General features: G+C 69.5%; 9 protein-coding genes. 1 reads left to right on the top strand and 8 read right to left on the bottom strand.

What is annotated here, in order from left to right:
* Positions 1-107: 107 nt before the first annotated feature.
* Complete coding sequence (locus ACFWDI_RS11945; RefSeq protein WP_385303194.1) at positions 108-818, top strand: alpha/beta fold hydrolase; 711 nt, start codon at positions 108-110, stop codon at positions 816-818.
* Positions 819-1,316: 498 nt separating this feature from the next.
* On the opposite strand, the gene ACFWDI_RS11940 is transcribed toward ACFWDI_RS11945, so the two are convergent.
* The 8 genes from ACFWDI_RS11940 to ACFWDI_RS11905 form a co-directional block, all read right to left on the bottom strand.
* A complete protein-coding gene (locus ACFWDI_RS11940) occupies positions 1,317-2,840 on the bottom strand; it encodes an aldehyde dehydrogenase family protein (protein ID WP_385303279.1) in 1,524 nt (507 codons plus the stop codon).
* 188 nt (positions 2,841-3,028) lie between these two features.
* Positions 3,029-4,591: a GMC family oxidoreductase gene (locus ACFWDI_RS11935; RefSeq protein ID WP_385303192.1), complete on the bottom strand. Its 1,563-nt coding sequence runs from the start codon at positions 4,589-4,591 to the stop codon at positions 3,029-3,031.
* Positions 4,592-4,655: 64 nt separating this feature from the next.
* Positions 4,656-6,245, bottom strand: a complete 1,590-nt coding sequence (locus tag ACFWDI_RS11930; RefSeq protein WP_385303191.1) for an APC family permease — start codon at positions 6,243-6,245, stop codon at positions 4,656-4,658.
* The gene (locus ACFWDI_RS11925) at positions 6,242-7,711 is read right to left on the bottom strand and encodes an aldehyde dehydrogenase family protein (protein ID WP_385303190.1); all 1,470 of its coding nucleotides are present in this window, start codon (positions 7,709-7,711) and stop codon (positions 6,242-6,244) included. Before ACFWDI_RS11925 ends, ACFWDI_RS11930 begins: the two co-directional genes overlap by 4 nt.
* Positions 7,712-7,958: 247 nt before the next feature.
* On the bottom strand, positions 7,959-9,212 hold the full coding sequence (locus ACFWDI_RS11920) for a GAF domain-containing protein (RefSeq protein WP_385303188.1): 1,254 nt from the start codon (positions 9,210-9,212) through the stop codon (positions 7,959-7,961).
* 57 nt (positions 9,213-9,269) lie between these two features.
* Positions 9,270-9,851, bottom strand: a complete 582-nt coding sequence (locus tag ACFWDI_RS11915) for an N-acetylmuramoyl-L-alanine amidase (protein ID WP_385303186.1) — start codon at positions 9,849-9,851, stop codon at positions 9,270-9,272.
* A gap of 22 nt (positions 9,852-9,873) precedes the next feature.
* Complete coding sequence (locus tag ACFWDI_RS11910; RefSeq protein ID WP_385303185.1) at positions 9,874-10,137, bottom strand: hypothetical protein; 264 nt, start codon at positions 10,135-10,137, stop codon at positions 9,874-9,876.
* A gap of 121 nt (positions 10,138-10,258) precedes the next feature.
* Positions 10,259-11,623 carry an esterase-like activity of phytase family protein gene (locus ACFWDI_RS11905; RefSeq protein ID WP_385303183.1) on the bottom strand — a complete coding sequence of 455 codons (1,365 nt, stop codon included), beginning with the start codon at positions 11,621-11,623 and terminating at the stop codon, positions 10,259-10,261.
* Positions 11,624-11,673 lie beyond the last annotated feature (50 nt).

Genomic DNA, 11,673 nt, shown 5'->3' with positions numbered 1-11,673 from the left:
GACGCACCATCAGGCGCCGTCGTCCGACGGCCGAACCGCCCCCCGCGGTGGTTCGGCCGTCAGTGAACGCCGTTTCTCTCCGGGCGATCCCTGGATAGCGTGCGGACATGGTCGATCACCACACCCTGCACGTCGGAGGGATCCGGCTGGCCTGTCAGGTCTCCGGTCCGCCGGAGGCTCGGCCGCTGGTCCTGCTGCACGCGCTCGGCAAGGATTCAACGGACTGGGACACCGTGACGCCCGCCTTCGCCCGCGACTGGCGGGTCCATGCCCTCAACCTCCGAGGACACGGCCGGAGCGACTGGCCGGGGGCCTACTCGCTGGAGCTCATGCGGGACGACGTCCTCGGCTCCCTGGACGCGCTCGGACTGGCGACGGTGGATCTGATCGGCCACTCCATGGGCGGGATAGTCGCCTACTTGCTCGCCCAGGAGCATCCGCAGCGCGTGGACCGGCTCGTACTGGAGGACGTTCCGCTGCCCCGGCCCCGGGAGCGCACCTCTCTGACCCGGCCGGAGGGCGAGCTGAATTTCGACTGGGAGATGGTCGTGGCCGTCAAAGCGCAGATCGATACTCCTGATCCGGCGTGGCTCGGCTGGCTCGACGAGGTCACCGCCGAGACCCTCGTCGTGGCCGGCGGGCCGCAGAGCCACGTGGCGCAGGACGGGGTGGCCGAGCTGGCCTCCCGTATTCCTCGCGGCCGGCTCTCCGTGGTACCCGTGGGGCATCTGATCCACGAGGCGGACCCGCAGGCGTTCGTGGACCTCACCCTGCCGTTCCTGCGGGCGGACTCATCCCGCCCGAAATCGCGCATGTGACGACGCCCCGGACGCGGCCGGATCTCCGTCCGTTCCCGGCTGCCCCATGGCATACGGGCCGTGGACCCGCCCCCCGATCAGGTGGAGGCGGCCTCGCACGCCGCGCGCAGCTGCTGGGGACGAAACGTCCTTACGACCTGCGCCACGCAGGAATCTCGTTCTGACTTGCCTCGGGTGTCGACCCCGCGGAGTGTGCGCGCCGGGCCGGACAGAGCATCCAGGTCCTCTTCCGCTACTACGCCAAGTTCCTGGCCGAGGCACGGAACCATGCCAACAACTTGATAGAGGAGTCGATGCGGCGGTGAGAGGGGCAGGACGGCAGCGCGCAGGACAGATGAGCCGGGCCTTGGCCGGGAAATGCCCCGGAACAGCTGGTCAGAGGTGGCATAGCGGTGGGGGACATCGGGAGTTACTTCGCATTTCGTCCCACGGCTCAGATGCGCGCCACGAAGGGCGCCTGACAGGTAAAACACCTGTTCAGGCGCCCTTCCTCGGTGTCTAGAAGAACCCCAGCTTCTTCGGGGAGTACGACACGAGAAGGTTCTTCGTCTGCTGGTAGTGGTCCAGCATCATCCTGTGGTTCTCGCGGCCGATCCCCGACTGCTTGTAGCCGCCGAACGCCGCGTGCGCCGGATAGGCGTGGTAGCAGTTCGTCCAGACCCGGCCCGCCTGGATGGCGCGCCCCGCCCGGTAGGCGGTGTTGATGTCCCGGGTCCACACCCCCGCGCCGAGCCCGTACAGCGTGTCGTTCGCCGTTTTGATCGCGTCGTCGAAGTCCGAGAAGGACGTGACAGCGACAACCGGGCCGAAGATCTCCTCCTGGAAGACCCGCATACGGTTGTCACCCTCGAAGATCGTCGGCTGCACGTAGTAACCGCCCGCCAACTCGCCGTCGTACTCGATGCGTTGACCACCCGTCAGGATCTTCGCGCCTTCCTGCTGACCGATGTCCAGATACGAAAGGATCTTCTGGAGCTGGTCGTTGGAGGCCTGAGCGCCGATCATCGTGTCGGTGTCCAGCGGGTGGCCGGGCACGATCTTCTCGGTGCGGGCGATGCCCGCCTCCAGGAATTCGCTGTAGTGCCCGCGCTGGATCAGCGCACGCGACGGACACGTGCACACCTCGCCCTGGTTGAGGGCGAACATGGTGAAGCCCTCGAGCGCCTTGTCGCGGAAGTCGTCGTCCGCCGCCCATACGTCGTCGAAGAAGATGTTCGGCGACTTGCCGCCGAGTTCCAGCGTGACCGGCTTGATGTTCTCGGAGGCGTACTGCATGATCAGCCGCCCCGTCGTGGTCTCGCCGGTGAACGCGATCTTCGCGACGCGCGGGCTGGAGGCGAGCGGCTTGCCGGCTTCCACGCCGAAGCCGTTGACGATATTGAGGACGCCCGGCGGCAGTAGATCGGCGACCAGGCTCAGCCAGAAGTGGATGGAGGCCGGGGTCTGCTCGGCCGGCTTCAGTACCACCGCGTTGCCCGCCGCCAGCGCGGGCGCCAACTTCCAGGTCGCCATCAGGATCGGGAAGTTCCACGGAATGATCTGTCCCACGACGCCGAGCGGCTCATGGAAGTGGTACGCGATGGTGTCGTCGTCGACCTCGCTCAGCGAGCCCTCCTGGGCGCGCAGAGCCCCCGCGAAGTAGCGGAAGTGGTCGATGGCGAGCGGGATGTCCGCGGCCAGGGTCTCCCGTACCGGTTTGCCGTTCTCCCAGCTCTCGGCGACCGCCAGCTCCTCCAGATGGGACTCCATCCGGTCGGCGATCCGCAGCAGGATCGTGGCGCGGTCGCCCGCCGAGGTGCGGCCCCAGCCGGGCGCTGCCGCGTGCGCCGCGTCGAGGGCGCGTTCGACGTCCTCGGCGGTGCCGCGGGCGACCTCGGTGAAGGGACGGCCGTTGACCGGGCTCGGGTTCTCGAAGTACTGGCCGCCGGCCGGTGGGACGTACTCGCCGCCGATCCAGTGGTCGTAGCGGGACTGGTACGAGACGATCGCGCCGTCGCTGCCCGGCGCTGCGTATCGGGTCATCTCCATGGCCTCCCGGTGAGGGTGCCGCCCGCCTTTGGACGGCGCTCGCCGCGAGGCTAGGAGCCCGTACGTTGCAAGCAGGTTGCGGATCGGACCGAAGGACCGGACCGAGGACCGGACCGAGGACCGGACCGAGGATCAGACCCAGGGTTCGGACGGAGGGCTCGGACCGACGGGTCAGTCTGGTGTCAGGTCGCCTTGATCATGTCGGCGCACTTCTCGCCGATCATCATCGTGGTGATGCACGGATTGACCGTGGGCAGGAACGGCATCACGGACGCGTCGGCCACCCGCAGCCCGCTGACGCCCTTGACCCGCAGTTGCGGATCGAGCGGCGAGTCGGCGTCGTCCGCCGCGCCCATCCGCACAGTCCCCGCCGGGTGGTAGACGGTGTTGTGCGTCTCGCGGATATAGCTGAACAGCTCCTCGTCGGACTGCAGCGCAGGGCCCGGAGCGAGCTCGGTGCCCGCCCACTCCGCCATCGGCGCCTTCGAGACGATCTGACGGGCGAGCCGCAGACCGTATGTCATGACCCGGATGTCGTGCTCGTGCGTGAAGTACCGCGGGTCGACCTTCGGCTTGTCCCGGAAGTCGCGGGTGCGCAGCCGCACCGTACCCATGGACCGGGCCCGGGTGACGTTCGGGGTGAGACAGAAGGCGTTGTCGGACGTCGGGTATCCGCGCCGGTAGGTGTTCAGGTCGAACGGCACCGAACCGTAGTGGAACATCAGGTCCGGGCGGTCCAGGCCTGGTTCGGTGTCCGCGAGGATGCCGATCTCCCACCACTGCGTGGAGGAGGTGACCATGGGCTGCTTCGCCTCCCACATGATCACGCCCTCCGGATGGTCCTGCAGACGCGAGCCGACGCCGGGCGAGTCCACCCGCACGTCAACTCCGCAGTCCCACAGATGGTCCGCCGGTCCGATACCCGAGAGCATCAGCAGCTTCGGCGAGTCGATGGCCCCGCAGGAGACGATCACTTCGCGGCGCGCCGTGACGGCGCCGCTGTGAATCGTGTCGGGCTCCAGATACTCCACGCCGGTGCAGCGCCGATCCCCGTTGAACACCAGCCGCTTGGCCTGCACATCGGTACGCACCTCCAGGTTCGGCCGCTTACCGAGGACGGGGTGCAGATATGACACCGACGCGGACGAACGGACGCCGTCGGGACGGCAGTTGATCTGGAACCAGTGTGCGCCGCGCATCACCGTGACGCCGGTGTTGAACGGGGTCGTGGGGATGTCCGCAGCCGCGCAGGCGGCCAGCAGTGCCGTTCCGCACGGGTCGTTCGGCGGGACGGTACGGATGATGACCGGGCCCGAGCGGCCGTGGTGCTCCCCGGGTGCGTCGTTGGTCTCCAGGCGCTGGTAGAGCGGGAAGCAGTCCTTGGCGCTCCAGCCCGTACAGCCCATCGAACCCCACTCGTCGAGGTCCTCGGCCGGCGCCCAGAAGGCGATGCAGGAGTTGTGCGAGGAGCAGCCACCGAGCACCTTGGCGCGGGCGTGCCGCAGAAAGCTGTTGCCGTTCTCCTGCGGCTCCACCGGGTAGTCCCAGTCGTAACAGGAGTCCAGCAGAGCCATCCACCGGTCGAGCCGGAGGATGCTGTCGTCGCCGACGTCCGACGGACCGGCCTCCAGTACACAGACGCTGACGTCCGGGTCCTCGGTCAGTCGCGCGGCGATGACAGCGCCGGCCGTGCCGCCGCCGACCACCACATAGTCGAACTCGTGGAGGGGGCTGTCTGCAGGCATCGCATCTCCAGGATCGGTGGGACACAAGGACCGAGGGAGTCTCCAGGATCGGGGGAGTCAGGAGTCAGGAGTTGGCGGCGGTCGGCGGTTCGTCCGCGAGCACGGCGCGGTGCTCGGCGAGCACGCCCGTACGGTGCCGCTGGACGAACCAGTAGTAGGCGAAGCCGCCGAGGGCGACCACGCCGACGAAGAGGAACGCGCCCCAGCGCAGATACCAGTGCTGCGGTCCGGTCGCGTTGTAGACCTCGGCGCGCGGCCAGGCGAGGTTGAGCGACATGGCCGCGCCCCACAGCACCGCGAGGATGTTGACGGGCAGCCCGAGCTTGCCGAGTGAGAACTTGCCTTCGACGGGCTGCCACTTGCCGCGCAGACGCCGGATCAGCATCGGGGTGGTGACCAGCAGATAGGCCACGTAGATCATGATGATGGCGATGCTGGTGATCACCGAGAAGATCTGTGGCTGGTTGATGTTGATGACCAGGATGAAAACACCCACCACACCGATCACCACGGCGGGCACCACCGGTGTCTTGAAGCGTGGGCTGACCCGCGCGAGCATCGAACCCGCCGGCAGGTTGTTGTCCCGGGCCATCGCGAACATCAGCCGGATGCCCGCGGCCTGCACGGCAAGTGTGCAGACCGTGATCGCGACGACCACGCACCACAGCACGATCTCGCCGATCGTGGAGCCGAGCGTCACCAGCACGACGTACTGCAGACCTTCCGTGGAGAGCTGCTTCGCGAACAGGTTCGGCACGGCCATCAGGGCGAAGAGCAGGATCAGCCCGCCGATGATGAAGGACGCGATGAGGGCCCGCAGGATGGCGCGGGGCGCGTTGCGGCTCGGATCGTGCGACTCCTCGCCGAGCGACGACGCCGTGTCGAAGCCGTACATCACATACGCGGAGGCCAGCGAGGCGGTCAGGAACGCGCCGAAGTAACCGAGGGGCTGGCCGCTGCCGAGTCCGTAGGTCTCGGTCAGGACGGTGCTGGGGCCACGGGTGATGTGTGCCGCGAGAAGGATGATCAGGGCGACGGCGGCGATCAGCTCGATGAACACGCCCGCCGAGTTGATGGTCGCCATGAGTTTGACGCCGAAGGCGTTCACCAGGGTGGAGAAGAGGATGAGCACCGTGCCGAGGAGAACGGCGTTGGCGGCCGCGTCGGTCTTGCCGCTGCCGTCACCCACGAACTGGAACCAGTCGTCGATGCGCGGCAGTGTGATCTGGTAGGCGAGGACCACCGCGGAGAGCGTCACCATGGTGGCCGTCATCATCATCCAGCCACCGAGCCAGCCGATGTGCGGACCGCCCATGCTCTTGGCCCAGTTGTAGACGGACCCGGCCACCGGGTAGCGGGCGGCGAGCTCGCAGAAGCACAGGGCCACCATCAGCTGGCCGACGAAGACCATCGGCCAGGACCACCAGTACGCGGGGCCGCCGAAGGCGACACCGAAGTAGAACAGCTGGAAGGTGCCGGTCAGGATGGAGATGTAGCTGATCCCGGCGGCGAAGGTGTGGAAGTTGCCGAGGGTGCGCTTCAGCTCCGGGCGGTAGCCGAGCTCGCCGAGCGCGTCGTCATCGTGCTGGCTCTGCGTCCTGGCGGCGCCGGCCGGGCCGACAGGGTCCGGCCCGCCGCCGGACTCCGTACTCATTCGAACCACCTCTGCGGACGCGGCGCGAGGTTGCGCCAGACGTGCTTCGCCTCCCGGTATTCGGCCAGTCCCGTCGGACCCAGTTCGCGGCCGACACCGGACTGCTTCATACCGCCCCACTCCGCCTGGGGCACATACGGATGGAAGTCGTTGATCCATACGGTTCCGGCGCGCAACCGCGAGGCCACCCGGTGCGACCGGTCGACGTCCTGCGACCAGACCGCTCCGGCCAGCCCGTAGACCGTGTCGTTGGCGAGCGCGACCGCCTCCTCCTCGTCGCGGAACCGTTCGACGGTGAGTACCGGGCCGAACGACTCCTCGCGCACCACGGACATGCCCGGCGCGCACTCGTCCAGCACGGTCGGCAGATAGTAGTAGCCGTCCCGCAGCGCGGGATCCTTGGGCCGCGCCCCGCCGCAGCGCAGCACCGCGCCCTCGGCCAGTCCTGCCGCGACATACGCCTCGACCTTCTTGCGGTGCTCGGCGGAGATCAGCGGCCCGGTGCGGGCGTTCTCGTCGAACGGGCCACCGAGCCGGATCTCCTGGGCCTTGGCGACCACCGTGTCGACGAACCTGTCGTGCAGCTCGTCCTCGACCAGCAGTCGCGCCCCGGCCGAGCAGACCTGGCCGGAGTGCAGGAAAACCGCCATCAGGGCGTAGTCGACCGCCGCGTCGAAGTCGGCGTCGGCGAAGACGATGTTCGGGTTCTTGCCGCCCAGTTCCAGCGCGATCTTCTTCACGGTGGGGGCGGCGGCCGCCATGATGCGGCGGCCGGTGACAAGACCGCCGGTGAACGACACCAGGTCGACCCGCGGATCCTCACTGAGTGGCGCGCCCACGGCGGGCCCCGCGCCCAGAACCAGGTTGGCGACCCCGTCCGGCAGCCCGGCCTCGGCCAGCAACCGCATCAGGATGATGGCGGTGTGCGGGGTCAGCTCGCTGGGCTTGAGCACGAAGGTGTTGCCCGCGCCGAGCGCCGGGGCGACCTTCCAGGAGGTCTGCAGCAGCGGGTAGTTCCATGGAGTGATCAGTGCGCACACGCCGACCGGTTCGTGCACCACTCTGCTGTCCGCTTCGGGGTTGCCGGTCTCGACAATCCGGTCGGTGCCGCCCGCGGCCGTCAGATTGCCGAAGTAGCGGAAGCAGTTCGTGATGTCGTCCATGTCGTACTCGCTCTCCACGAGCCGCTTCCCGGTGTCCAGGGATTCGGCGCGGGCGAGTGCGTCCTTGTCGCGTTGCAGGAGATCGGCGACGCGCAGCAGCAGCCGGCCGCGCTCCGCGGCCGGAGTGCCGGGCCACGGTCCGCGGTCGAAGGCGTCACGGGCCGCGGCGATCGCCGCCGCGGCGTCTTTCGGCCCCGCCTCGTCGACGGTCGCGACGAGGGTGCCGTCCGCGGGGCAGCGGATGTCACGAACCTGCCCGTCGACCGCGGTGGTCCACTTACCGCCGATGAACAGCTCCGGCATGGGGGGCTCCCTCCGGTTCGGATGGACGGGCGCCGGACAGGGGCCCGGCCGGGTCATGCCCTGTGGCGCTCCACCACATGACACTGCTCCACCACATGACACTAAGGAGATCGGACCGTGATCGCAGTGCGGGAGCCGTCATCCGGTGGTGAAATGTCGAAGCCTTCATCCGGTGGTGAAAGGGGGGAACGGAATGGTCACTGTCCGTGTGTTCGAAAGTCGGCCGGGTTGTGCCGTGAGGCAACGGTCAGGAGCCCTGCCAGCCGTCGAGTTCTTGTACGCGCGCGAGCGCTGACGGACGCTGCCGTACCGGCAGTACGGAGGCAAGCGCCCGCCATACCGCGAGGTCATTCTCACCCCACGGGCTGTACGCCCAGTCCGCCAGCAGCCCCGGATCGCCGCGGGCGATCAGTGCCGCCCGCAGCTGGTCCTCCAGACGGCGCCGCAGCCGTGCCACCGCGGGAGCCTGCGAGGCGGGCAGGAGGGGACCCGCGTAGGCGCTCAGCGCCCCGGTCACCGCCCCCGAGGCCAGCCGGCGCGCCACAGTGCCGAAGTCCGCGTCGACCGGCACGGCCAGCCGGTACGGGCGCGAGCGCAGCAGCTCAGGACCCAGCAGGCCGCGCAGCCGGGAGAGCTCGGCCCGCAGCGTGACCGGGGTGACCGACTCGTCCTCGTACAGCTCCACCAGCAGCTCGTCGCCGCCGATACCTTCCGGGCGCCGGGCCAGCACCACCAGGATCTCGCTGTGCCGGCGGCTCAGCCGCACCTTGCGCCCGCCCGCCACCAGCAGTGCCTCGTCCCGTCCCAGTGCCGAAAGCCGCATACGGTCGGCCGCGGGCGGCGGGGCAAGCAGCGCAAGCTGCGACTCGGCGGCCCGCGCCACGGCCCCGACGAACGCCAGACTGTGCGGATGCGCCAGCCGGTCGCCGCCGGTGATGTCCACCGCGCCCAGCACCCGCCCGGTGGCCGGGTCGTGGATGGGGGCCGCGGCACACGTCCAGGCCTGCACCGGCCGTCGGAAGTGCTCGGCGGCGAAGACCTGGACGGGCCGGTCCACCGTGATCGACGTGCCCGGGGCGTTCGTCCCGGCGACCGCCTCGGCCCAGCGGGCGCCCGGCACGAAGTTCATCCGGCCCGCCATCCGGCGGGTGGCCGAAGGCCCTTCGACCCACAGCAGCCGGCCCTGCGCGTCGCAGACCGCGACCAGATGTTCGCCGTCCCTCGCGTACGCGCCCATCAGCTCCCGGACCAGCGGCATCACCCGCGCCAGCGGATGGCTCTCGCGGTACGCCCCCAGATCGTCGGCGTCCAGCTCGACTCCGGCCGTACCCTCCGGGCTGACATGCGCGCGGGCCGAACGCCGCCAGGACTCGGCCACCACGGAACGCACCGGCCGCTCGACCCGGCCCGCCGTCAGATACGCGTCGTACGCCCGGCTGAGCGCGGCGAGCCGCTCCGTCGGATCTGCGCCGGACTCCAGGGCCACCCATGCGTCGCTCAACTCGGCCTCCCGCGCCCATCGTGACCCCATCCGCGAGGACCGACAAGCGTCCCCGCATCAGACGTAGTTGACCAGCTGGATGTAGCGCGCCCAGTCCCACAGCGGACCGGGATCGGTGTGCGTGGCGCCCGGCACCTCGCAGTGGCCGATGATGTGCGCCCGGTCCTTGGGGATCCCGTGGCGATCGCAGACCGAGGCGGTGAGCACCGCCGACTGCTCGTACATCGCTCGCGTGAAGTACTTCGGCCGGTCCACCCAGCCCTCGTGCTCGATGCCGACGCTGCGGGTGTTGTAGTCCCAGTTGCCGGCGTGCCAGGCGACGTCGCTCTCCCCTACACACTGCGCGACACAGCCGTCCGCGGAGCGGACCACATAGTGCGCGGAGACCCGCTTCGCCGGGTTCTGGAAGACCCTGAGGGTGTCGGTGAAACCCAACTGGGTGACATGGATGACCACATACTCGACGGGATACTCCGAAGGTCGGTCGGACGCTGTGCAGTTGGCGGTCGAGGCCGGTGCCCAGCGGGCCGGCGGATAGTCGGTGTCGGCCCTGGCTGCGGCATGTGCGCGGGCGGCGGGCAGCAGTACACCGGTGGCGGCCGCGGCGGCGGCGCCCCGGAGCAGTCCTCTGCGGTTCACGGGACTCTCCTGGTGGGGGGTTTCAATGGCGGGGCAGTAAGGCGGCGACCTCCCGCAGATGACGGTGGAGGCCGCCATGAGGATCTCCCGCCGGCAGCCACTCTTTGTGGATCTCGGTGACACAGGGGTAGTTGGTGTCGCGGGCATGGGCGGCCGGAGCCTCGCCCGCCTGTGTGATCAGCTGGTACGCGTCGGGCCGGGACAGCCCGTAGCCGCGGGCCGGCCACTGCACCAGGTCCAAGCGCCCGCCAGGAAGGGAAGCGGCGACGGCGGCCGCGGGCGCCATCGCCGTACTGCTGTGGAAAGTAACCTCGCGAGGTACGGGCCGTGGCCCCAGTTGACGGAGAATGGCCGCATCAACCGCCGTTGATATGAACGGCAGTTGATGGTCGATGCCGGGCAGGTGGTCAGCCGCGCAGCGGCCGCGGCAGCCGGACGTACGTCACCGTCGTCTCGATGCCACTGTCCACCAGGCGCCCCCGCGCGTCGAAGGCCTCGGGCCCGTCGGTCATCCCGAAATCGTTGTCGTTGATGAGCGCGAGCGTGTCGCGGCCCACCAGCGCGATGCCCTCGACCTTGCCGGGCACGCCCGCGACCTTGCCGAAGTCGACGACCAGGCGCTTGCGGAGCACGGGCACGCCCGCCGCCGAGGGGTCCTCGAGCTGCTCGTACGACGGGGAGGTCGCCGAGTTGTCCCACGCACCGCCCAGGATGCCGCCTCCGCGTGGCAGGGTGACCCGGTGCAGCCGGGACGTCTTGTCGGTGCGCTCCTGCACAAGGAGGCTGTCGCGGCCGATCGCCACCACCGAGGAGATCTTGAGCTCCGAGGTGTCGTCCTCGCTCGGGTCGACCACGTCCACCGCGTCGAAGCGGTAGGCGTACTCCGCCGTCACCGCGCGCTTCCTCGGCGAGAATCGCAGCAGCCGCGCGTTGCGCGCCGCTTCGCCCGCATGCGCGTCCGGCACGGACAGCGGGCTCTGCACCGCCAGCACCAGGTCCCCGCCCGGGAGTTGGGTCAGTCCCTCGAAGCCGCGGTTGGTCTTGCGCCGGAGCAGAATGCCGGGCAGAGCCTCCACGACCGGATAGCCGGCGCCCATCAGCTTCAGCCCCTCGGGCACGTACCGCGCCAGAACCCTGCCGCGGGCGGAGACATGCACGAGGGACGGGCCGTACTCGTCGGCGAGCCAGAAGCTGCCGTCCGCGGCACGCACGATGCCCTCGGTGTCGAGGCCATTGGGGTCGTACGAGAGCGGGGTCTTCGCGTCGTACGTGTACGGGGCCTCGTCGCGCGAGGCCTGGTTCGACAGCCCGGTGACCGGCTTGCCGGACGGCGTGGTGACCGGGATCGCCGTGATCACCTGCACCTGGTCCCCGGACACCCGCACCTTCACGATCGCCGGATCGAACCCGGGGACGGGGAAGGTGCGGCGCTTCTTGCCGTCCACCTTGATCTGGCCGTTGGGCCCGCGGTCGGTCACCGTCCAGAACTCGCCCTTGCGGCCTGCCGGGTAGAGGTCGCTGCCGATCCCGCCGAGGTCGACGCCGCGGTCGTCGGCGACCGTGCCGGGCAGCAGTGCGTTGCTGAACCGCCCCAGCGGGATGTCCCCGAGAGTCGCTGTCGCCACCACGCGCGGAGCCCGCTGCTCGCTGCCGTCATGACCCGGCACGCCCGTGGCGGTGCCCGCCACGGCGATCGCCGCGAGCAGAGCGATCGGCAGCCCCATGGCGAAGGAACGGCGAACGGTGCGCTGCTGGCGCGCGTGCGGGGACATCGGGCCTCCTGGCCAACAGATCATGTGACAGTGGCCAGGCTGGGCGCTCC

Origin of the sequence: Streptomyces sp. NPDC060064 (assembly GCF_042736455.1) — a bacterium.
In the GTDB taxonomy this organism is placed as follows: domain Bacteria; phylum Actinomycetota; class Actinomycetes; order Streptomycetales; family Streptomycetaceae; genus Streptomyces.
The sequence above is the reverse complement of the archived record's forward strand: the minus strand, read 5'-3'. Positions and strand labels throughout refer to the sequence as shown.

Bases quoted from the DNA above. Each gene is read 5' to 3' on its own strand.
- ACFWDI_RS11945 (WP_385303194.1), top strand. From the start codon at position 108: ATGGTCGATCACCACACCCTGCACGTCGGAGGGATCCGGCTGGCCTGT.
- ACFWDI_RS11940 (WP_385303279.1), bottom strand. From the start codon at position 2,840: ATGACCCGATACGCAGCGCCGGGCAGCGACGGCGCGATCGTCTCGTAC.
- ACFWDI_RS11935 (WP_385303192.1), bottom strand. From the start codon at position 4,591: ATGCCTGCAGACAGCCCCCTCCACGAGTTCGACTATGTGGTGGTCGGC.
- ACFWDI_RS11930 (WP_385303191.1), bottom strand. From the start codon at position 6,245: ATGAGTACGGAGTCCGGCGGCGGGCCGGACCCTGTCGGCCCGGCCGGC.
- ACFWDI_RS11925 (WP_385303190.1), bottom strand. From the start codon at position 7,711: ATGCCGGAGCTGTTCATCGGCGGTAAGTGGACCACCGCGGTCGACGGG.
- ACFWDI_RS11910 (WP_385303185.1), bottom strand. From the start codon at position 10,137: ATGGCGCCCGCGGCCGCCGTCGCCGCTTCCCTTCCTGGCGGGCGCTTG.
- ACFWDI_RS11905 (WP_385303183.1), bottom strand. From the start codon at position 11,623: ATGTCCCCGCACGCGCGCCAGCAGCGCACCGTTCGCCGTTCCTTCGCC.